Origin of the sequence: Corynebacterium callunae DSM 20147, assembly GCF_000344785.1 — a bacterium.
GTDB classification, from domain to species: Bacteria; Actinomycetota; Actinomycetes; order Mycobacteriales; family Mycobacteriaceae; genus Corynebacterium; species Corynebacterium callunae.
The window spans coordinates 2,479,410-2,502,212 of record NC_020506.1 but is presented as its reverse complement, the minus strand read 5'-3'; the positions used below and the strand labels follow the sequence as shown (position 1 = coordinate 2,502,212).

Genomic DNA, 22,803 nt, shown 5'->3' with positions numbered 1-22,803 from the left:
CCAGTGCGAATTAAGCCTTAAAGGCTGACACCAGTAATGCCACATTGAGGGTGACGATGACTGCAGCGATAAGCCAGCACAACACTCGAACCCAGGTTCTGGAAGCATAAACGCCCAAGATCTGGTGTGAACCTGCATATCGAAATAGCGGGATGATCGCAAAGGGGATGCCCACTGACAGCAATGCCTGGGAAATAACAAGGACGCGGGTGGGCTCAACTCCGGCAGCGATAATGATCAGTGCCGGAATGACGGTGATGATGCGACGAGCTAGTACCGGGATACGCATATGCAATAAGCCAGCCATAATTTCAGAGCCTGCATAGGCACCAACTGAGGTGGATGCTAAACCACTGGCTAAGAGCCCAATGGCAAAAAGCATGCCAATGGCATTTCCTAAATTATCCACAATGGCGGCGTGTGCACCTTCGATGGTATTTGTGCCACTCACCCCAAAAAGTGAACTAGCTGCAAGTAACAACAGCCCAATGTTCACCACACCGGCGATGGCAAGTGCGATGAAGATATCTTTGCGGGTGTGCGAGAGCAATTGGGTTATTTCAGGGCGGGTGTTGTTCCCATGGAAATGGTCACGGACCAGCGAAGAATGCAGATAGATTGCGTGTGGCATAACGGTGGCTCCCAGCATGGAGGCCGCGAGGACGATTGTTTCCGGGCCTGCAAAACGGGGGATTAGGCCAGCTGCAACACCTGCTGCATCTGGTGGATTGAGGAATAATCCGGCGAGGAAGCCGATGCAAATAATGGCCAATAAACCAATGATGGTTGCTTCGAAGGCGCGGTGTCTGGAAGTTCCTTGCACAAGCAAAATCACAATGGAGACCGCCCCGGTGATAACGGCACCCCATAAAAGCGGCAGTTCAAAAAGTAGATTTAGCGCAATTGCTCCGCCGATAACTTCGGCAAAGTCTGTGGCTATAACAATGATTTCTGCTTGGAGCCAAAAGACTAAACGGGCTGGTTTGTTTAGCCTTTCACCGAGAAGCTGGGGCAGTGACTTTCCAGTGATGATGCCAAGCTTGGCGGATTCATATTGGATCAGCATGGCCATGAGGTTGGATAGCACGAGAACCCAGACCAGGAGGTATCCATATTGTGCACCGGCGGAAATATTGGCAGCTACATTGCCAGGATCGACATAAGCGACGGCAGCTACAAACGCCGGACCGATCACACGGGCGAGTGAAACCTTGTGCTGCGTCATGCTGATCCTTTCTTGAAGTCAAGACTTCAAGCAGTTGAACATTCTAATGTTTTGAGGATACTCCTGCAGGCGCAGTCTTCGTCAAGGTTCGGCGCAGTGAAATTATGTGGGCTTAAAAACAGCAATCCCCCGACACTGTTAAAGCCAGTGCGGGGGATCAATGAGGGACGCTAGTTATTTTCCCTTAATGTTCATTTCGGCCGGTGCGGCATTAGCTGTCATATCTTCTTTGGCTCCGTAAAGGCCTTCACGTCGGGAGACACGGCCTACACGCTGTGCGGTAACTGGGCTGGTCAGCAGGGCAAAAACTACCAGCAGTACTAGAAGACCAAGATCACTGCGGTGGGATTGATTAAAATCTTCATGGCCCAAAATGCGAATAACAGCACCTGCCACAGTAAGGATTAGTCCTGTGGTCTGGGGTTTTGTCATGGCATGCACACGAGACATGGAGTCTTTGAATCGCAATAGGCCAACAGAAGCGGAAAATGATAAAAATGCGCCGAGGATAATAAAAACCAAGGAGACAATATCGGTAATTAATTGAATGCTCATTTAGGCACCATCCCTCTTCCTAAAGCGGGCAACCGAGACCGAGCTAATAAATCCTAAAAGGGCAATCACAATCATGGCATTGCTGACAGTGGTATCCAGCGTCCAGCAAATATAGGTGGCCATGGCACATTGAATCATGGAAACTGTGCCATCAAGTCCGAGTAAGCGGTCGATGGAATTTGGGCCGACCACAATGCGATAACTGGCAAAGATAAAAGACAGCATGAAGAAAGCTGCAGCTACTGTCAGCCCGATGTTATAAAGATTAGGATCCATCGCTTAGCTCCTTTCAAAGACGTAGATTAAGCGACGTTCAAGCTCTGCCACATTGTTAATTTCACGTTGAATACCAGCTTCATCATCGGCGTCCAAAACGTGGATTGTCCACATACGATTAGCAATATCAATATCGGTGACCGTGCCACCAGGCTGCAAGTTATATAGCACCGTGCCGATAGCTAAGACCAGCTCATTATTTACACGCATTGGCACTTTGAGAATGGCTGTTTTAGGAGGATCAGCTGGACGCAAAGCCAGCCATGCAACCTTCACCGACGCCTTTGCTAAATCCCAAAACCAGCGCAGAATCAGAGCAAAAAGAGCTTTCCATCGGATAGACAGGTTAGCCACCGGCATGGCAGGCATGGGCAAAAAGAGCACAATAGCAAGAGCTACCAGGAGGCCTGCAATAAAATTAGCCCAAGTAAATTCGGCCATTAGCATGACCCACATGAGGGTTAGCCAGACAACAAAGTAGGGGCGAAAGCGCCTTTTTAATCCTTCGATCATGATGGATCCTCCGCGGAAATAATTCCGGACTCCGAGGGCGAGGTGTCCGTCGAAAAGCTCTCTTGTTCTTTTAATCCTGCGTTGTTGGCGTCAATGCGGTGGCTGATGTCATCGCGGTTGGCGTCATAACGCTCCATTTCCAAGGTGCGGGAGGGGTCCTCATAGTTGGGGCCCAGCACTGCGGTGCGGTAAATGCTGACGTCTTGGGCAGATTCGGCCGCCCGGCCCGTGATTGAGGAAAGTGGCCCTGCTAGCACAGATACCGCCAGCGATGAAAGGACCAGGACGGACGTTGAGGCCACCATGCCGAAGGGAATGCGACCCACATCGGTGCGGTCTGTTACTGAAACCTCATCCTGCACATCTATTAAAGGTGCCGGGCGGGCCAATACAGTGGCGCCGTCGGGAGCGTCCTTACGATCGCGCCAAAAAGCCTTAGACCACACCAATACCATGGTGTAGAGGGTTAGCAAAGAGGTAATTACTGCACCTGCAATGAGAATCCAAGCCATCCAACTGCCTTCTTCCGCGCCAGCTTGCAGCAAAATTACCTTGCCCAAGAAGCCAGAGAAAGGTGGAATGCCACCCAGGTTGATGGCCGGAATGAAGTACAAAAAGGCCAGCAGAGGGGACAAATAAGCCAAGGAGCCGAGGCGACGCAGTGAAGAAGAACCTGCTTGGCGCTCCACCAAACCAACCACCAAGAAGAGAGTGGTTTGTACCAAAATATGGTGGATAGCGTAGAAAATGGCACCGGAAAGACCCTGCGCAGAGCCTAAGGAAACACCGAAGATCATATAACCAATGTGGCTGACCAGGGTAAATGACAATAAACGCTTAATGTCATTTTGCGCCATAGCGCCAAGAATGCCCACTAACATTGTCGCCAAAGCAACCCACATCAACATGGTGTCCAAGGAACCATCGGTGAAAATAATCGAGCGGGCACGAATAATCGAATACACACCCACCTTGGTTAGCAAGCCCGCAAACACCGCGGTGACCAGCGAAGGAGCAGTAGGGTAGGAGTCTGGGAGCCAAGAATCCAGCGGGAACACTGCAGCCTTAATGCCAAAGGCCACCAAAAGCACCGCAAAAATGGCAGCGCGAGTGCCGGAAGGAATTTCCTCCATCCGCAGGCCGATATGTGCCATATTCAAGGTGCCTACGGAGGCATAAACCATGGCCAAACCAAAGAGGAACACCATGGAAGAGGACATGGAAACCATCACATAACCCACTCCAGAACGCACACGCGCCGGCGAGGCACCCAGGGTGAGCAGCACATATGAGGCCACCAGCAAAACTTCAAAACCAACATAAAGGTTAAAAAGATCGCCTGCTAAAAAGGCCAGGTTCACACCCATAGATAGCAGTAGATAAGTAGGCAGGAACACGGCCACTGGCTCATCTTTGCCACCGTCCCTAATGCCCTGGCTGATGGCGTACCACATCACGGTAAAGAGCACGATGGAACTAACCGTCAGCATGGATACGGAAAGGCGGTCGGCCACCAGGGTAATGCCGACCGGCGCATCCCAGCCACCCATTTGCAGGGTTTGAATACCTTCGCGGTCCACCAAATACAACATGGTGGCATTAAGCCCAATAAGAAACAGCAGCACAGTCATGGTGACTATACGTTGGGCAGTTAAATATTTGGACAAAATCAGTGTGAGTGCAGCTGCCACTGCTGGCAAAATAACGGGCATTGACACCATATAAGGCAGGAGGGGAACCAAGAAGTTATAAAGATCATTACTCATCTTTGGCCCCCTTTACTGGTGATTCAAAGGACTCAGGTCCAAAAACATCGCCACTGGAGGTCATACGCCCGGTTTCTGGATCATCGGAAGCATCGTGATCGGGTGCTGCCGAAGCCAAATTGGGGCGCACAGTGATGGCAACGTCCTCGGTGTCATCTTCAATAAAGTCCTCAGTACGGTAGCGGTATTGGCGATACGCCAAAGAGAGCATAAACGCTGTCATCGCCATGGAAATCACAATGGCTGTCAAAATCATGGCTTGGGCGAGCGGATCAGAAATCTTATCGCCATAAAGCTCATTTTCACGTCCCAAAATTGGTGGCGAACCAGTTGTTCCACCAGAGACCAAAATCAGCAGATTGGCGCCGTTGCCCATCAGCATCAGACCCATAATCATCTTGGTCATCGCACGATCAAGCAAAAGATATACACCCGCAGCAATGAGTGTTCCCGCAGCAAGTAAGAGGAAAAGGTTGGCTACCATTTAATGTTCCTTTTCTTGGGTAATTTCACGGGTGCTTATCGACGTTCCATCATTGCGGTTTTCACTCGGCACACTGCCTTCAGCTTGTTGCGGCTTAATAGAAGGGAGTGGGCGGGGCTTTTTCTCCCCGGCAGTGGCGCTGCTGCGCGCGCCAACCGTTGCTGTCTGCTTGCGACGCATATTGCGCGCCAGACGGCGCGCGCGATCGCGGGCACGCTGCTTACGCATTTCCTCATCGCGGTCGAGCTGGCCGCCCAAACTGGTGAGAATATGCATAACTAAACCAATCACAATGAGGTATACGCCGAGGTCAAAGATCAGTGCTGATGGAATATGCATTTCACCAATAAGGGGCAGTTTAAGATCCAAAATATGGGAGCTCAGCGGTGGTTCACCCAAAATGAGCATGGGCCACAACACTGCCGTGGCAGAAATTAACAATCCGGAGCCGAGGATACGGCCGGGATCAATGGGCAGTGCTTCCTCAAGTTCATCACGACCACCGGCCAGATAACGCAGGGCAAAAGCTAGTGAGGCAACCAAACCACCGGCAAAGCCACCACCTGGAGAATTGTGGCCAACAAAGAAGAAATACACCGACAACAAGATCATGGATGGGAAGAGCAGGCGGGTCATCACGTCCACCATCAAAGAACGGTTCTGCGCCCTTTCCGTATCCACCGCAGCTGCCAACCAGCGACGACCTGCAGTAGCAAGGGTGGGGCGACGCGAATCCTTGCGGAAACTGCGATTGCGATAAACCAAAGAGGCAATACCCGTTGCCGTAATAACCAGCACGGAGATTTCGCCGAAGGTATCAAAGCCACGTAGATCCACCAGCAAAACATTGACGGTGTTGGCGCCATGCCCGATCTCATATCCAAGTTTTTGCATGTACACCGAGATCGGTTCACTGACACGGGCGTTCATGGCAAAGATCGTCATGATCACAACAGAGAAACCAGTAGCTGCTGCCAACCAGGCCCTTAAACGAGAGTTTTTGGGGTCAGCTTTCCAGGAAACTTCCGTTGGCATTTTACGCAAGACCAGCATGAATACCACCATGACGATGGTTTCCACGAGAGCTTGGGTTAACGCCAAATCCGGGGCACCGTGCATGGCAAAAATAACTGCAATGCCATAACCAGTAACACCAACCATGATCAATGCCGAGAGACGATTGTCCATGCGGGTTGCCACAATCGCCATCACAATAATGATGCTGGCGATAAATCCTTGTAACGGGGTGTCCCACAATTCCATGCGCACCGCGCTGCGATCTCCACTGATCAAAGCAATCAGCGGTACCACTGTTAGGACGAAGAAGATCACTCCAACGTTCAAAGTCAGCGAACCACGCTGGGTGGATGCCGTTAAACGCAGGGAGAGCACACGCAAGAAATCCAGCACCGCATCATAGGCGGTATCTGCACTACCAAAAGCTGCAGTCTTGGGGCGCAGCTTTTCCACCGTCTCCAACTTCCAATAAAGCAGGAAGCCCATGACGATAATGACAGTGGAGAGCAGCAGTGGCAGATTAAATCCATGCCACAGTGCAAGATACGTCTTATGCGCATCAGGGGCAGCCGGGGTGACATTATCTATGTGCGTCACAATGGCATTGGAGATGGGCTTGGGGAAGAGACCCAATCCGACGCTGAGGATAGCCAGAACTACTGGTGCAATCCACAGCTTAAATTTCACCTTGTGCATATTCGCCACAGCAGGTGACTGACCGTGCTCCTCAGGGAAAAGAGCAAGCTTGGTAGCAAAAGCACCGTAGAGGAAATAACAAGAATAAGCCATGGTGAAAATTGAGCCCAACACAATTCCCGCTAACATAAGCCGTCCTGGCATGCCGTGCAGCATGTTCTCATTGAGCACTGCAGTTAGAGCAGATTCCTTAGCGATAAACCCAAACAGCGGGGGAATACCAGCCATGGACGCTGCTGAAATTGCTGCAACCACCAGCAAAATGGGCTGTTTGCGCCACAGCCCAGAGAGCTTCCTAATATCTCGGGTGCCGGTGGTGTGGTCAATGGCGCCGACTGTCATAAACAAGGTGGCCTTAAACAGGGAGTGACCAAAGGTAAGCGCCAGACCTGCAAGTAGTGCTTCCCGGGTGCCGATGCCTATGACGGAAATAATAAAGCCCAGTTGGGAAACAGTTCCATAGGCCAGGATGAGCTTGAGATCTTTTTGACGCAATGCCATCCATCCGCCCATGATCATGGTGAGCATGCCGAGCGGAAGGATAATCAAATACCACGAAGACACCACATTAAACTCAGGTGCCAAACGAGCTACCAGATAGATGCCAGCCTTGACCATCGCTGCGGAGTGTAAATACGCAGACACTGGAGTTGGCGCAGCCATCGCGCCTGGCAACCAGAAGTGGGTGGGGGCGATAGCAGACTTAGATAGTGCGCCAGCCAGCAATAATGCAGCGGCAACGGAGATAAATGGTGCGTCTGCCCAGGAACCTTCATAGGTGGGAATATCGGAGAAATTCCAGATGCCTGTTTGGGTTCCCATGAGGATAATGCCCACCAACATGGCCAAACCGCCCAGGGTGGTCACCATCAGTGCTTGTCCTGCTGAACGTCGTGAAGATGCGCGTTCGCCGTAGTAGCCGACCAATAGGAAGGAAAGCACAGAAGTGATTTCCCAGAACACGTACATCAGCAGCATATTGTCGGAGATCACCAGGCCGTACATAGCCATCGCAAAGGCGGTGAGCTCACCAGCAAAGGCACTTAGGCGTCCAGGGTTGGAATCAAAGTAACCCCAACAATAAAGCAAGACGAGCGCGCCAACACCTAAAATGATGAGGGAAAAGAGTGCAGCCAGGGAATCCATGCGGAAGTTAATATCCAGGTGTGCCGAGGGCATCCACTCATAGTGGAGGAGGAGTTCACCTCCATTCTGGAAGGTGCCGTTGAGAAACTCCGAGGTAACCCAAAAGAATCCTGCTGCTGGCACGAGGGCGAGCAAGCCGAATGCTGGGCGACCGACGGTACGGATAAGGACGGGGGCGATCACTGCGGCAGCAGTGAGGGCGAGAAAAAGAATTAGCACGCGATCTCCAGTTCCCCTTTGCGCATTGTGGATTTGTCTGGAGCCACACCTTTTTACAACGCCGACGCGTGTGCTACCCCCCAGCTAGAAACACACGTCGATGTCGAGAACGAAGTTGATAACTGAGAAACACCCAAGTTCGGTCGGCGTCGCATCAGGGCGCGACCAATATTTATGAAGTCTACCCATCGTTTGCCTGTGTTCCCAACGGAAAAACGAATTTCACTGTATTAATATAGGGCTATTACGCACTCGAAATTCATGTTTATGCAGTTCATTGCGTAGCGAGATGGTGGTTTTTCGAGCGAAAAATAATTCCACCGCGGGTGCACCAGAAAGTGCTCTCGAGGGGGAACTAGTTTTTGCTCTGTTGGTTTTTGTTTTAGCGACTACCCATAGATGAGGTGGGCTGCCGAACTCATTGCAGCTGCAGCGGAATGTTCAGCGGTGCCACCAAAACCCATAGCCCAGGTGCGGTGAACGTTGTTGCAGGTGTAGATGAAGGTGACAGTTGCTTCGAAGATCTCAAATTGATGGAATTCGAGGATTTCGATGCGACGGCCGGCGTCGGCAAGCAAGTTGGTGCAAGCAGAAACTGGGCCGGTAGCAATGATCTCAGTGTCAAACGTGCTGCGGTGGTGCTCGGAATTGGTGATCATAGTGGCGGTGTAGTGGAACATTCCGCCCCGGCGGGATTCAAATTCCAAGTTGGAGATGCGCAGGTTTCCCATGGGAGCGTAGGTGTTGATGAAGGTACGCCATTCCATTCCTCGAGCTTCTTCACGCAGGCCACGAGGCAATTGGTGTCCAAAGCGATCCTGGAAAGGATCAGAGTTTGGAGTGTGCTGAGTGGGGGTTTGCTGCGGTGCAGTGAGGGGGTGGGTTTCCCGCTGTGGAAAGTTGATGATGGTGGAGTGGCGGGAATTTTGTGTGCGGAGGTAGAGAGACATTGACACGGTCCTTTGCGTCTTTAAGGGAGTGCAGGATCGTTCTTTTCTGGTTCTGGAAAAGAATGTGTGTACAGGATCCTGTTAGGTGGAGGACCGACTCTTAAGCGTTGTGGGTGATGATTAACGACTACTTCCCTAGTGCGGGGAGTCAGTCCTTCATCCCGCCGTAGGGTACGTAGCCTTGGCTACTCGCTTAAGGTCAATGTTTTTAGTCACGTTCGCCATGGTAACGGCGGTCACATTATTGATCAAGAGGTCCTAGTGGAGAATGTTAAAACCCACCCCCTTGCGGGGGTGGGTAATGTGTTAAGTACTACTTCTTAAAAAGCTACATTGTGTAGTTGAGTAGGAAGAGTGCCTCCGCAGTGGCAACATCGCGAATCTCATGAGGATCCACAGATTCGTTGGCTGAGTGGATCACAGTCAATGGCTCTTCGACGCCATAAAGTGCCAGCTCAGCGTGAGGATTTACCTCAATAAGCTCCGTGCACAAAGGAATTGAACCGCCACTACCTTCAGTGACGGTTTCCTTGTTGTCATAGGAAGCGGACAAGCACTGGGACAGGGTGGACATGGCAGGGCCGGAAATATCGGTGGAGAAAGGCTGATTAATATCAGCGATCTCTACAGAAACCTTGGCACCCCAAGGAGCGTGATTAATCAGGTGCTCCTTGAGCTTTGCAGCGACCTCATGGGCATCCTGGCCGGCTGGAACACGCAGATTAAGCTTCGCGGAGGCAGTTGCTGGTACCGCATTAAGTGCCTCAGTTACTGGAGTTGAGGTGAAACCGGTGACGGTAATTGCAGGTCGTGACCACAGCATGCTGGAAGGATTGTCACCATTGCCCATGATCTCAACACCATCGAGGATGCCGGCATCGGTGCGGAAGGTCTCAGGATCATAAGGAGCGCCCTCCCACACTGCAGAAGAATCCACACCATCAATGACAGTGCGGCCATGTTCATCGCGCAAAGTATCCAAAATACGAACCAGTGCAGCGACTGCATCTGGAGCAGCTCCACCGTACTGGCCGGAGTGAACAGCGCCTTTGAGGGTATCTACGGTGACAGTGATCTGTCCACCACCGCGCAATGTGGTGGTTAGTGTTGGAACACCAACAGCGGCATTACCACTATCGGCGATGAGGATGACATCCGCGTCGAAAAGCTCTGGTTTTTCCTGAATGAGCGCGCTGAGCGCACCACCTCCCATTTCCTCGGAGCCTTCAATGACGTAGGTGAGGTTGAGGTTGGTGTCGCCGAGGGACTGGACGGTGCGCAATGCAGCCAGGTGCATAACTAGGTTGCCCTTGCAGTCTGCTGCGCCGCGACCATACCAGCGAGTACCTTCGCCGGCGTCACGTTCAGTGAGTTCAAAGGGGTTAGAATCCCACAGATCGAGGGGGCCAGCTGGGACAACGTCAAAGTGGCTGTAGAGCATCACCTTTGGCGCATCGGGGGAACCAGCCTTGGTGGCAATAAAGTTGGTGGTTCCATCTTCGGCGGGGTATTCGGTGACAGAAAGTCCGGCATCCGTGAGTGCGGTGCGTACCCAATTAGTGGCACCCTCGTAGTCGTCAAGGAGTGCTGGATCGCTGTGCACGGAGTTAAAAGAGACAATTTCTTTTAGCTGCTGGAAGATCTGATCCCTTTGGCCCTCGAGATGGCCTTTGATTTCTTGAACATTGCTGAATTGGCTCATGCCTTTCCACCTTATATATCTTGAGCAGCAAGTGATAAGCAGCCCAACGCTAGCACTCGCGAGCACTATAGAAGGAACACCTGCTTGTGGCCAGACAACCTGTAGGAAGTGTTCGAATAATTTAGGCTGTAGCCAATTTGTGTCCGGAGGCTGAGTAAACTTCGGGAAATAGTTGATATCTAAAAGTTGGTTCTTTTTAGTCCAGCTGGTTTCCTTGATTGGAGTACCACTTGAAATCCCCGATCGATCGCGGAGTTGCTTATGTCTCAAGGTTTTAATCCACCGTCTGGAGGTTCTTTTGGATCTCCCTCCGGCGGCCAATCAGGCTTTGGCACTAGCCAAGGCGGTTTTTCGGCGGGCTCAGGAAATTCAGGTGGTTTTGGTGGATTTGGTGCAGGGCCAGCAGCCGGTGGGTCCTTTGGTGGCGGCGATAGCGGATTCTCAGCGCCTTCCTTTGATTCTGCTCCGGTAGCTTCCCGCAAACGTGGAATCACTAAGGCTCCGGTTGAAAAGCTCATTCCCAGTCTGGTGCTGGCGTCAATAGGCATTGTGCTGAATGTGTGGCTGTTAATAAGTGATCAAGTTGCTACAGATACCTCATTCCTCATTTTTGCTTTGGCGGCATGGGTATTTTCCGGAATTGTCGGAATCTCCGCATTGAGCTGGTATTTCAAGAGCCTTAATGAAAAGAAGGCAAATGGCATTTTTAGTGATGAACCTGGCCGCAAAGCCTTCTTTTATCTCACCGCAGTTGCCTTGCTCATTGCAGTGGTGTGGTCAGCGTTTAATATCGCGCAGTTCTTCGGGAAATTATAAGGAGATCCATGATTACCTTCTCACCTAAAGTTTCTCGGGGATTGGCAGTACTAGCTGCGGGAATCCTCGCAGCCGTGATTTCAGCTCCGGGGGCGGTAGCTCAAGAAACCCCAGTTAGCCAAGGTGGAAATCTTAATCAGGTAGGCGCCTGTATTGCGCAAAAAGGCGCCCTTGATGTCATCGTGATGATCGATGAAACTGAATCACTTATCCACGAAGCCCGCGATGGCAATGTAAATACCAACGTCCCTGGTGCAGATGCGGATCATAACCGTGTCCCTGCAGCTCAGAGCTTTATTAAAGAGCTACTGAATAAGCAGGAGGATGAAGGTTTCCAAACCAAGGTACGCGTTGCAGGTTTCGGCCAAAGTTATAAATCAGGCACCACCGATGCTGAAAACTATGGGCTATGGACCGAGCTTTCCCAATCTTCTGTGGATGGCACCCTGCAAGAAATCCAGGCTTTTTCAGAGCGCACTTCAGAGCAATACACCAATTATGCTGCTGCACTTGATGGCGCCTACCAAGATTTCTCCCGTTCAGAATCCCAAGATGCCTGCCGCATGTTGGTCACCTTCACTGATGGCGCACTTACCGCCGAAGAAGGCGCAGACACAGCTCAACAGGCACTATGTGCTCCCAGTGGAGTGAGCGATCGCTTGCGCGCAGGTGGCATTACCCACATTGGCATCGGTTTGTCGTCGCCAAGCAACCCCTCTGACTTCCGCTTGCTGCAAGGTATCACTGAAGGTGCGGGAGCCGGCGGCGATCGGTGTGGTGTGGAAGCGTCCAATGGCGCGTTCTTTACCGCCGACAATGTGGGCGGGCTTTTTGCCGCTTTCCGCGAAGCGCTGGCAACCGGTGGTGAGCTCATGAGTGAAACACGCGCCGGGGATCCTTTTGTGTTTACCCTGGATAATTCCGTGGATTCGGTGCGTTTTTCAGTTATCGCTAAGGATGATTTGGGTGAGCAGGCACATTTGGTGGTAACTGCCCCCAACGGCGAGAAGATCTCGCTGGTAGAAAATGGTTCCGGCAGTCTGAACTCTGCAGACATCACTTGGGAATCACAAAATTCTCCAGTGCAATTGGCTGATGGCACCTTAACTCTGCCAGCTGGCGGGGATTGGAAGGGCGTCTGGCAGCTGCAGTTTGAAGGCTTTGATGCCTCTAAGGCCGATGGACGAGTGTTTAACTCAGTGTCTATTCAGCCTGATTTGCAGCTGCAATTTAGCGGCGGTGAAGCTAGCGATACTGGCCTGAACCTGCGCGATGATCAGCCACTGCAGCTGCAATTGGTTGACCGCGAAGGAAATCCACGCGCACTAGAAGGCTCTGCAACGGTGGATCTTAGCTTCACGCGCGCAGATACTGGTGCAGAAGTTTCCCTGGCACAGGGCCTAGATATCACCTCAGGTCAAGCAGAACTTCCACTCAGCATGATCTCGGAATTCCCAGCCCTAGGCACCCTAAATGCCAGCACTTTTATCACCACTGCCGGTGTTGATGGCCAACCAGGAACAGCGTTGAGCCCAATTCTCAATAGCACCGGGCTTAGCGTGACCCAAAGGGATATGCCGATTGTCCCCAGCTCCCTTAATTTCCGTGCTTCAGAAGAGGTAGTCACCGTTGAGGTTCCAATTAGTGGCCCTGGAAAGGTATGGCTACCTGCAGGAACGTCCGTGTCCGGAAGTTTGCCAGATGGTGTGGATTCCATTGCGGCAAGCAGCCAATTTGATAGTGCAGAAAATGCGCTGGTGCTGGGCCTTGATGAAAAAGGCACCCTGCCAGTGCAATTGACCATGAGCCAGCTACGCGACGGCCTGGTCAACGGTACTTTGTCCATTCAGATTTCCAATCCTGAAGGCGGCAATGAAACTACCGTTAATATTCCAACCGAAGGCAGTTTGAGCGTTCCCCTCGACGCAAAGCAATTTGCGCTCGCATTTATCTTGGCTTTATTAATTGCACTACTTATTCCGCTGGCAATTTTGTACGCGATCCGTTATTTCACCTCCAAGATTCCATCTGAATCTTTTGCTGCGGTTCGAATCCCGCTGACTTTTGAGGGCGATCTGATCAGGTTCGCAGATCAACAATACCCTGAGTTGGCTTCCCAGACCACGGCCTCCAACCAAGTAAATCACCAGGGCACATCCTTTAACGCTGCAGGTCACCAGGTGAAGGTCAAGCGCTTCCAGCTCAACCCGATTGCTTCCCCCGTGGCGCTGGTGCAGACGGTGGCGTCGATAAGCAATGACAGCAAGTCCGAAAATGCTAAGGCCAAGCTCCCACTGGTGGTGCAGGGCACCTGGTTCCTGGTGGCCACCGACCCTGAGCACATTGATCTCATCGCGCTGCCCGTGCTGCCTGCCGATCCGGAGCAGCTGCATCACATGGCTGGTGACATTAAGGACAAGGCGCCAGAACTTGCCCAAAAGCTGAAAAACATGCTTGGCGACGCCGCCTCCGCGCAGTCCACCAAGCCGCAGCGCGGCACCAAGAAATCCGGTGGGGCTGCGCCGGAAAAGCCTGCTACTCCGACTGCCCCTGCAGAAAATAAGGGCACCCCACAAGCAGACCCCACGATTTTTGGTGGCTCAGGTGGATTCGGGTCTGGCGGGTTCGGTTCCGGTGGTTCCAGCTCTGGAGGTTCCGGCAACACTGGTGGAAACTCTGGAGGTAACTCAGGTGGTTTCGGATCTGGCGGATTTGGGTCCGGAGGATTTGGCTCGGGTGGCTTCGGCTCGCAGTAGAAATCTGCGGGCCTTGGCCCCAAACGATAAAATCGTATAACTCTGATTCATTTATTTATTTTTAAAGGAAACTCACATGCATAAAGTTCTCGTCGTCGGTTGTGGTGGCTCAGGTGCCAAAACCCTCGCTTATATGATGGATCAGCTTAAATCCACCCTGGCGGACCGTTTGCCTGAGCGTTATGACAGCCCCAAAGACGTAAAACTTCCAGGTGCATGGCAATTTGTTTCCGTTGACGTTCCCACCACCCCGGAACGCCCTGGACCGAATCTTCCCAACGTCCCTGAAGCTGGTGGACGTTATATTTCCTGTGGTTCCTCCGACCGCTATGCCACGGTTGACACTGCAGTGACAAACCAATTGGCCACCCGCCGTGCGCAGGGCAGCATTGCTACCTGGGCTTTAGATAATCCAGAATCTGAAACCACCCCAATTAGTGCAGGTGCAGGCCAGTATCGCTCCATTGGACGCATGCTTATCCTGAGCAAATTACAAGAAATCCAGCAGGAGCTACGTAAATCTTGGGATGTTCTTTTTACCGGTGAAACCGAGCGTGAACTAGCGGATCTCCGCTCCCAGCTTTATGGCCGCTCCGTTTCTTCAGGCGATACCTCCAAAGAACAACCTATGGTTTTTGTGGTTTCTTCCATGGCTGGTGGCGCTGGTGCTTCGATGGCTTTGGATATCTGCCGTTTGCTCACCGGCCTGGAGGGTTATGCGGTTGGCCAAAGCTCCCTATTTATGGTGACCCCAGATATCTTCTCCCAACTCTCTCCAGATGCAGTTGCAGGTACCAACCCCAACGCTTTGGCTATGTTCGCAGAGCTCGTAGCAGCACAGCTGGGTTCTGCAACAGAGTCTGACCAGCGCATCTTTAATGCCCTTGGCGTTCCGGTGGGAAATGATTCCATCCCAGTCGGCCGTATCTTCCCAGTGGGTGTGCGTTCCGGTGAAAACGGCGCACTCCTCGGTGACGGCAAACCAGATACTGTTTATCGCGCACTCGGCCGTGGCCTTGCAGCTCTGATGTCCGATGAAGTTTCCATGGATAATTACAAGCAATTCACCTTGGGTAACCGCGGTGGATCAGGCGCTGACCAGAGCAAATACGCCTGGGGTGCAGCAGAAGCCAAAAACGTTCCTTGGGGTACTTATGGATATGCACAGCTTTCCATGGGCCGTGATCGTTATGCCGAATATGCAGCGCAGCGACTGGCTCGTTCATCGGTAGAACGCCTGCTGAACGGACACATTGATCCGCGTGATGATGCTTCAGCCGACCAGCAAATCACCAAGCGCTTGGGCAATAATGAACAAAGCTTCTTGGCGCAGCTAAGTGCAGTAATTCCAGAACGCGGCAATGAGCTTAACTGGATCGGAGGCAACTTCGGTGAGGTTATTGAATCCTGGTCTCGCCGCATGGCCCAAAAGATCAAGGAACAGATCCCCGAAGCTAACAACAAGCGTGGCAATGAATGGGTTAGCGATGTTGTGCGCGGACTCCAAGAAGCCAGCCGTCAGATTGATCTTGACGCCAAGGGCGAGCTCTACCGTGGTGTGTCCTTCTGGGCTAGCTCCGAAGTGCTGCAGAACCATATTTTGAACATGGTGCGCGCTGAAATTGGTAAATATGGTGTGGCTTATGCAAAGGCCGTAGTTGATAAAATCCGCAACCAGATTGAAATCTCCACCCTTCCAGCATTAAATAGCATTTGGGAACAGCGCACCCCCGAAGCTGTGGGACTTTCTGATGAAAGGCGCATGCAGCTGGAGGGTGCAAAGGGCAGAGTAGATGATTCCGCCCAGCTCATCGCAGAAATTTCTGATGAAAATACCACTCCGCTGCGCCTACGTGGTGCCCAACATATTGCGCACCACATGCACAGTGTCTTGCGTGATTTCATCAATAACTTCCTCTCTCCATTGCAGCGAAGCATCACGGATAAACACCGCGATCTGGAGAAATTCAGTGAGCTCACCACCGATGTGAACCTGGGTGTTTCCCAGCTCAAGACTAATGTTCCAGCATTGTGGCCAGATGAAAGCCAAACTGAGGTGCCACGTCGCTTCAGCCAGGCTGCCAATGAAGTCTTCCTTACTCAGGTGGAGAGCTTCCCGAGCCAATTTGAAGCAGATATTATTCAATCCGCTCAAAGCGAACAGCGCCAAGACTTCGACTACACCTCTGCTTTGGCAGAATCTGCAAGCCGCGTGGTCAGTGGCGAATGGGAATCACTTTCTGGTTCTGAGCAAGCACCACGTGACCTCATTGTCTTGCAAGATACTTGGGTTTCCCGTGAACTTACCCACGATCCCAACAACCCCAACGCTATCCGCGATCCCCGCCCCGCCCGTTTTGATATCAACATCTCAACCGATGCTGTTTTGGAGCGCTCACGTCAGTACATTCGCCGTCCGGGCTTTAGCTTCCAGCAGTTTATTTCCAGCTCTTTGCGTGAATTTGTTACCGCAGCAGGATTGTCTGAACATGAGCGCCGGGCTCGTCGCCAGCAGGTGTTGAGTAAGTTCAGCGAGGCAATGACCTACGCTTTGCCACTAGCCCAGATCAATACTCAATTGGTGCGTGCCATCTACAACGATGAGGTGCGCTACCAGTTTAACTTCTCACGCATTCCTTTTGGTGGTGATGAAGTCGGTGCCAGCCTGGAGCAAGCAGTGCGCGATTACCCCAACCACCGCCCCGCTGATGTGACCAAACCTTTGGGCAAGGCCTTGGTTAACCAGGGTGAAGAGCGTTCCATCGACATCTTTGGTTCCTACCCCAACTATGCGCCAATCGTCTTTGAATCCTTGTTGCCACCGATTGAAAAGCAGTGGCGCCAAACCACCGGTACGCGCGAGGAATTCTGGCATGGCCGCCGCACCCGTCCGCTTCCTGCAGCGCTGCCAATGACCGATGTGGAAAGAAACGCCATGGTGCGCGGTTGGTATGTGGGTCGATTGGTCGGTCGCGTATTCTTCCCCGGCACCTTGGACACCTCAGATCTCACCCCGGTACAGATCTTTGATGAGCACAGCAATAGCTGGATCAACTTTGACACCCCAATGTTGACCCCCGCCTCCCGCTTCCGCGCTACCTTGGATTGGCTGCCCAACCTGCTGGAATCGGTATCTTTGGCCTGGGCCCGCGCAGGTGCACAGCCAGTATTTTCCTCGGTACAGCCCTACATTGAGCTGCGCCACCTCTGGGATGACGCGCCAAGCCCATCCCGCGAGGGACGCACCACCAAGGGGCGTCGTTTGCTGCACAAGTGGCTTTTCGACGGCGAACGCCAGTCGGGGGAGGCCTTGCAGATCGAGGGAACCGAAGTCGGAGTCACTCCGGAGGAGCGCCTCAAGAATGCAGTTGCATGGCTGCAGCGCCAAAATGAGATCGCGCAGCACTATGTGCCAAGCGATAAATTGGGCCAAGGCCAAATGTTTAACTTCGCTGAGCGCCCCTATGGGGATATCACCGATAGAGCCTTGGCATCCCAGATTCCGGTATTCCATGACATTGCCGTCGACGTTGCAGATGCAACAGCTGAGCTGATTGAGGTTCTTGAGGCGTGTTATAAGCTGGGAGCCCCCGTCGACAAGCCCACTGGTTTTGGCGCGCCCACACGCCCCACTAACTCTGGTCCCACCCTGCCCGGTCAAGGGGAGTTCTAGTGGCAGATTCCTTTGATAAAACGCTCACCATATTTTTGGGGCGCGGATTGCTTTCCCAAGGCATTCGACAAACCATCGAAGATTTCACCGCCACCGGATTAATCCGCAACCTGGTGTGGGTGGATGCCGATGCTTTTGAAAACTCGGCTTCCTTGGTTACTGAACTGCGCGTTGATGATCATGGTCAACCGCATATTGAGCGCCGGCCTTTTAATGAGCTGGTCTCGCGCTCTGGCGTGCAGAAGATGAACCTCGGCGTTATCAATGTGGTCGATTCAGCAGCTGGAACTCTGGGCTTTGCGGAACTATCGCCTTTGGTTCGCACGATTGATTCGGTGTGCTCGAATTTTGAGATTCACCGCACCAACCTGATGATCACTGCGGTAAATGCTCCTTTGGTGGGGCAACTGCCAATTTTGAGCGGTTATCTCAACTTGATGTTGGCGCCGGAAGATAGCCCCGGACCCGATGCTTCAACTGTGGCTTATCACTATGACGACCTAGATCATAGCTTTGTACTGCACTGCAGTGCAGGAATTGCGTCCCTGTTTGGACTTTGGGAGGGCAGTACTAGCGCTCCGATCGCTGATCTAGAACCAGCAAAGGGCGGAAGCTTCCGCCTGGTACGTGCCTTCTACCGGCATATTGATGGCCAAGCTGTACAAGCGCGCCTTAAGGATCTCATCCTGGCCACTGCAGATAACCCCTTGCCCAAAATCAAGGAGCAGCCTGGCACTGAATTCACCGCGCAATATACCGAAAACCCCGAGGATTTTGCGCATAAGGCCGCAGCTGAACTTTTTGGGGAATTTGATAAAACTTTAGTGGCTGAAACCAAGAACACCCTGGTGAAAAAGACTAGGAATCTTACTTCCGGCCAAGCTCTCAAGGAGTTTGCAGGCGCGTGGTGGAAGAACCTTATTCCCACCCCTGGTCGTGCCTGGCGGGATTTACGTGCGGAAACCACCACCTTGGCAGAAGATGCCATTCAAGCAGGTGTTTATGGCACTTCCTCCACCGCGGCCCACATTGGGCACGGCGGAGTAGGCGCGGATTATGGCCGTGAAAACCGCAGTACCCAGGCCAATCAAGTGGAGCTTGAACTTAAAGCAGCTTCCGATCTGGGCAGTATGTGGGCTGCTTATGCCAATATGTCGCTAAGCCTCTTAGATGCAGATGCGCGCTTTATGGGGCTTGGTAAGGACGCTATTCGACGCCCCGCCGTGGTGAAAACAAATGCCTCAGAGCGCGTCATTGTTGCCCGCAAAGCTTCCGACGTAATCCCCGGACCGAGCGAAAACTATGGCTCCACCCTGCCCGTAGAAATCAAAGTACGCGTGGATGATGGGGAAGTAGCTCCCTATGACGTACTGGGACAAGAAAAATTTGAAGAAAAACTAGCTCGCCACAGCGATAGTGGACAACGCAGTATCGGTGCCGCCATTGGTGAATTCAAACAGTGGAAGGAAGAAAACTCCAAGTCCTTCGCCTACTTTGTCTCCCAGGGTTTGCGGGATCGTCTTCAGCACCAAAATATGCAGGCCCGTCAGCTGGAATCAACTATTGCGCAATTAGAGCTACGCACAAAGCGAGGCTCCCAGAGCAGTAAAATGGCCAGCATTTTCCGCTGGTTGGGTTATGTAGTTTTCTGGTCGGCAATCTTTTTTGCCGGGGTATGGTGGTTTAAAAATGCCAACCTGGAACCAGGTGGCACCCTTGATACCTGGGTCTTGCACCTTAATAGTGTCTCTACTACCAAGAAGTGGACCCTGTTTGGCGTGTGGTTTGCCCTTTGGCTGTTGTGCTTAATTTTCCAAAATATTGGCCTCACCCGTGATGATCTTCGCCGCCAGGCGTTCCGCGATACCACCATGCAAGAGCTCAAAACTGCGCGAGAAAACCTAGAGTTGGTAAAGAAGTCCATTGTGCGACTCAACGTGGGATACCAGCAATTCTTGGCAGTTTCTAAGATCATGGGCACCCTTTTGGCACAGCCATTCGGTCGCATTAGCAAGGAAAGCGAAGCCCCGCTAATTCTGGAAAACTCTGTTCCAGATTCTGTGGTTTTTGCTGAAGCCACCCCAGATTCCGCAGCCGTGGAGCAACTAGCACGTCGCTTCCGCCGGGATGTTTTTGAACAAGGCTGGCTGGATGAACATATAAACGCCGGCATAGAAAGTGCTGCCAAGCTCCTTGCTGATCGCAGCGGTAGCCCGGTAAATACCAAAACTTATCTGGCTTCCACCGGCCAGAACACCTTTGGTGATTTGGGCCGACTGGCCGCCAGCTTTGATGATGAAGCATTCCTAGCCCAAGATCGCAGCTTGTTCACTTGGAAAAATATTACCCGCGAGCTGGTTAATGATTCAGAAAATCAGCGCTCTGGTGTACTAGATTCTTTGACTATTTACCGTGCCGGAAAACAGGTACCTGCGCCCACCTATTCTTCTCTTAAAGAGCACCTCACCACAGGTTCCTTTAATGGTGAAATTGCTACGCCACTTGGTCGCGTGCATGACATTTTGGATTTGGATCCAAGTCTGTGCAAATACGAATCCCATATCAATGCCTTTGATTCCATCGGCTTGAGTGAAGTGTTGCTGCAGGTCAGTGGGCCAGTTAATAAGGAAGACATTGCATTCCGACTCCCTGACCCAACGGGGCCATCACAGGAGCTAATTGCTGGCATGCCAGTCGATGAAAACTTCCAAACCTCTGGTGTCGATCCCAACCGTTTTAATAACGGTGGATTCACTGCCCGCAATAACAAAAACTCGCAGCTGCCAGGAATGGGGGAGTTCTAAATGTCCACCGAATACCAAATCCTTAGTGCTTTTAGAACCTGGCGTGATGTTGCCAGAGAGCGTTATTCTGCGGACTCACTTCCCGAAGATGAGGCACTTATTGCTGCTGCGGAAAACCCGGAACTACTCAAAACCGGTGGACAATTTCCTGAGCTTTTAGTTTGGGCAAAGCCACTGCGTCGTGTTGTCGGTTATGCCCGCGTGGGCACCACCGACATCATTGAAGACGGCAGTGACCCGCTGCTTTTTCAACCAGACCTGAGCGTAGAAGTGCCTAAAGCAGAACCCTCAGAAAAGACTGCAGAGCCTGAAGCGCCAGTTGAAGCTCTGGTTGAAACTCCTCCGGCAGAATCCAAACCAACTCCGCGGAGGCATTCTCGTCATAGGGAGGATAATCCTGCCGCCACCGCTGCTAAAGATATCCTCAAAGCAACTGAGTCTGGATCACGCCGTGGTGGCAAACGTCGTGCCAAGGCAGATAATTCGGCACAGGAAGATAAAAACCTGCGCTCTTGGGCGGCCTTTGAATTTGCCCGCCTTGATGCCTTCGCCAGGCCAGAACCTTTGGCTGGGGCGGGCTTGCGCGTTGTTCCAGATCAACAGGGCGGATTAAGCCTGGATTGGGAACTGCCAGAACTTCCTCAAAAAAAGGCACGTCTTTTCCGCATTGTCAGTGATGAACAAACCTTTGAGCTGGATCCAGATTTTGGTGAGCATCGTGCAGTTACCGTGGGCACCAAATGGGTAGATTCTGCTCCTTTGACCACTGCTTATCGTATGTATCAGGTGTGGATGTATGAGGGGAATTCCGAACATGATGCAGTGCAATCTCAACCGGTGTTGATTGGGGAGAAATCCTATATCCATCCCATTTCGGGAATTGAGCTCTCTGCCGCAGGTTCAGAGGTCAAAGGCCAGTGGGAATCAGCTGAACATACCCACCGGGTTGCTGTTTTTGCCGTGCCCAAAAATGAGCGCTTGACTTTGGCTAGGCGTAATGAGATTGCCACCGATACTGCTAATTTGCAGGGTTTCCGTTTCCAGCCACAACATCGTGGTCGAGAGTATAAATTTGTCGCGCAGCGCTTTGTCACCATTAATGGTTTGGAATTGGCTTCGGCTCCTTCAGAAGAAGTAACCATTAATGTTCCTGCGGAGGTCATGGCAGTGCCTATTCAGGTGGTGGAAAAAGATGATGGCTTTGACACCACCTTCAAGGTGACCTGGCAACCACCGCATTCTGGTGAAGTAAGGATTTATCGCACTGCCACGGCCCCTGATCCTGACCTGCAATTTAATGAAATTGAAGTTGATCAGTTGGAGGGCTTTGGTCTGGCGCGTCGCGATTGGGCCAATGACCTCGAGGGGGAAAAATCCTCCTGCACGGTGACCTGGCCTGATGATTGGTATTCCATCTTTATTACCCCAGTAAACGTGGTGGGTAACCAAGCTCAGGTTGGTAAAACCCATTCGCGGGTGCGCGTTGGCGCCATTACCAATGCCACCTTGCATGAGCGGGTGAATAGCCAATTGCTTACTTTCGGTTGGTCGGAGGAAGCTCATGAGGTGACGGCTGTTTTTGGCGAAACCGGCACCGGGCAGCACATTGGACCGACCCCAGAAACCCCGGGAACCAGCTTGGTCAGCATCCATCAGGAGGCTTATCAAGATGAGGGTGGAATGCGTTTCCCACTGCCTGGACCTGGAGATATCGCACTTTTTGCTTCTCGTGTTTATGAGGGACACCAGATTTGGGGCGAGCCAGTGGTATTGCACTACCGTGGCGTGCGCCAATTTAGCTATCAGCTGCAGGTGATTGGAGGAAGGCTCTTCTTGGCCATTTTCTCTGATCGTGATCAACCAGCCTCCCAGCAGCTTGATCAATTTACTTTGCGTATTCACCGCAGCCGTTTGCCCTTGGAACCAGAAGATGGTGATGAGGTGCTTACTCGCATGATTGATGGCACCACCAATGAACCAGATGAGGCGCAGTTTAGCCCTGGCATTAGCGCTGGATCTTTGCGTCCAGTTGACCAGCAGGTAGTGAAGTATTGGGAAATTGATCCCCAGATTCTTAGCTACCCAGCTAGCTCACTGATGCGACTTTTTATCCGTCAACCTGCTGATTCAATGGCGCCGGTTAATGCTTTGATTGATCCGGATCCTGCGCAACTGCGTCTGAACACCTGGAATAGGGGATAGGCG

At 52.2% G+C, this 22,803-nt stretch carries 14 protein-coding genes; 5 read left to right on the top strand and 9 right to left on the bottom strand.

Annotated elements, in window-relative coordinates:
• Positions 1-10: 10 nt before the first annotated feature.
• The 9 genes from H924_RS11670 to H924_RS11630 form a co-directional block, all read right to left on the bottom strand.
• Positions 11-1,225 carry an Nramp family divalent metal transporter gene (locus tag H924_RS11670; RefSeq protein WP_015652163.1) on the bottom strand — a complete coding sequence of 405 codons (1,215 nt, stop codon included), beginning with the start codon at positions 1,223-1,225 and terminating at the stop codon, positions 11-13.
• A gap of 174 nt (positions 1,226-1,399) precedes the next feature.
• The gene (gene mnhG, locus H924_RS11665) at positions 1,400-1,780 is read right to left on the bottom strand and encodes a monovalent cation/H(+) antiporter subunit G (protein ID WP_015652162.1); all 381 of its coding nucleotides are present in this window, start codon (positions 1,778-1,780) and stop codon (positions 1,400-1,402) included.
• Entirely contained in the window at positions 1,781-2,056 is a 276-nt protein-coding gene (locus tag H924_RS11660) for a monovalent cation/H+ antiporter complex subunit F (protein ID WP_015652161.1), read from the bottom strand.
• Positions 2,057-2,059: 3 nt separating this feature from the next.
• Positions 2,060-2,569, bottom strand: coding sequence for a Na+/H+ antiporter subunit E (locus tag H924_RS11655; RefSeq protein ID WP_015652160.1), 510 nt, complete (start codon positions 2,567-2,569; stop codon positions 2,060-2,062).
• A complete protein-coding gene (locus tag H924_RS11650) occupies positions 2,566-4,335 on the bottom strand; it encodes a Na+/H+ antiporter subunit D (protein WP_015652159.1) in 1,770 nt (589 codons plus the stop codon). Before H924_RS11650 ends, H924_RS11655 begins: the two co-directional genes overlap by 4 nt.
• Positions 4,328-4,819 carry a Na(+)/H(+) antiporter subunit C gene (locus tag H924_RS11645; protein ID WP_015652158.1) on the bottom strand — a complete coding sequence of 164 codons (492 nt, stop codon included), beginning with the start codon at positions 4,817-4,819 and terminating at the stop codon, positions 4,328-4,330. Before H924_RS11645 ends, H924_RS11650 begins: the two co-directional genes overlap by 8 nt.
• A complete protein-coding gene (locus tag H924_RS11640) occupies positions 4,820-7,897 on the bottom strand; it encodes a Na+/H+ antiporter subunit A (RefSeq protein ID WP_015652157.1) in 3,078 nt (1,025 codons plus the stop codon). It lies immediately after the preceding gene.
• Positions 7,898-8,286: 389 nt separating this feature from the next.
• Entirely contained in the window at positions 8,287-8,847 is a 561-nt protein-coding gene (locus tag H924_RS11635) for a hypothetical protein (protein ID WP_015652156.1), read from the bottom strand.
• Positions 8,848-9,175: 328 nt separating this feature from the next.
• Positions 9,176-10,549 (bottom strand): dipeptidase, encoded by a 1,374-nt coding sequence (locus tag H924_RS11630; RefSeq protein WP_015652155.1) that lies wholly within the window; start codon positions 10,547-10,549, stop codon positions 9,176-9,178.
• A 261-nt stretch (positions 10,550-10,810) separates the two neighbouring features.
• Here H924_RS11630 and H924_RS11625 point away from each other — a divergent pair, with 261 nt between their 5' ends.
• The 5 genes from H924_RS11625 (at position 10,811) to H924_RS11605 (ending at position 22,800) form a co-directional block, all read left to right on the top strand.
• Positions 10,811-11,365 carry a hypothetical protein gene (locus H924_RS11625; protein WP_015652154.1) on the top strand — a complete coding sequence of 185 codons (555 nt, stop codon included), beginning with the start codon at positions 10,811-10,813 and terminating at the stop codon, positions 11,363-11,365.
• A gap of 8 nt (positions 11,366-11,373) precedes the next feature.
• Complete coding sequence (locus H924_RS14440) at positions 11,374-14,121, top strand: vWA domain-containing protein (protein WP_015652153.1); 2,748 nt, start codon at positions 11,374-11,376, stop codon at positions 14,119-14,121.
• 76 nt (positions 14,122-14,197) lie between these two features.
• Complete coding sequence (locus tag H924_RS11615) at positions 14,198-17,794, top strand: tubulin-like doman-containing protein (protein ID WP_015652152.1); 3,597 nt, start codon at positions 14,198-14,200, stop codon at positions 17,792-17,794.
• Positions 17,794-20,598 carry a hypothetical protein gene (locus tag H924_RS11610; RefSeq protein WP_015652151.1) on the top strand — a complete coding sequence of 935 codons (2,805 nt, stop codon included), beginning with the start codon at positions 17,794-17,796 and terminating at the stop codon, positions 20,596-20,598. Before H924_RS11615 ends, H924_RS11610 begins: the two co-directional genes overlap by 1 nt.
• Complete coding sequence (locus tag H924_RS11605; protein ID WP_015652150.1) at positions 20,599-22,800, top strand: hypothetical protein; 2,202 nt, start codon at positions 20,599-20,601, stop codon at positions 22,798-22,800.
• Positions 22,801-22,803: the final 3 nt, after the last annotated feature.

Excerpts from the sequence above, each read along its gene's own strand:
- H924_RS11630 (WP_015652155.1), bottom strand. The coding sequence starts at position 10,549 with ATGAGCCAATTCAGCAATGTTCAAGAAATCAAAGGCCATCTCGAGGGC.
- H924_RS11655 (WP_015652160.1), bottom strand. The coding sequence starts at position 2,569 with ATGATCGAAGGATTAAAAAGGCGCTTTCGCCCCTACTTTGTTGTCTGG.
- H924_RS11650 (WP_015652159.1), bottom strand. The coding sequence starts at position 4,335 with ATGAGTAATGATCTTTATAACTTCTTGGTTCCCCTCCTGCCTTATATG.
- H924_RS11670 (WP_015652163.1), bottom strand. The coding sequence starts at position 1,225 with ATGACGCAGCACAAGGTTTCACTCGCCCGTGTGATCGGTCCGGCGTTT.
- H924_RS11615 (WP_015652152.1), top strand. The coding sequence starts at position 14,198 with ATGCATAAAGTTCTCGTCGTCGGTTGTGGTGGCTCAGGTGCCAAAACC.
- H924_RS11605 (WP_015652150.1), top strand. The coding sequence starts at position 20,599 with ATGTCCACCGAATACCAAATCCTTAGTGCTTTTAGAACCTGGCGTGAT.
- H924_RS11625 (WP_015652154.1), top strand. The coding sequence starts at position 10,811 with ATGTCTCAAGGTTTTAATCCACCGTCTGGAGGTTCTTTTGGATCTCCC.
- H924_RS11660 (WP_015652161.1), bottom strand. The coding sequence starts at position 2,056 with ATGGATCCTAATCTTTATAACATCGGGCTGACAGTAGCTGCAGCTTTC.
- H924_RS11635 (WP_015652156.1), bottom strand. The coding sequence starts at position 8,847 with ATGTCTCTCTACCTCCGCACACAAAATTCCCGCCACTCCACCATCATC.
- mnhG (WP_015652162.1), bottom strand. The coding sequence starts at position 1,780 with ATGAGCATTCAATTAATTACCGATATTGTCTCCTTGGTTTTTATTATC.
- H924_RS11645 (WP_015652158.1), bottom strand. The coding sequence starts at position 4,819 with ATGGTAGCCAACCTTTTCCTCTTACTTGCTGCGGGAACACTCATTGCT.
- H924_RS14440 (WP_015652153.1), top strand. The coding sequence starts at position 11,374 with ATGATTACCTTCTCACCTAAAGTTTCTCGGGGATTGGCAGTACTAGCT.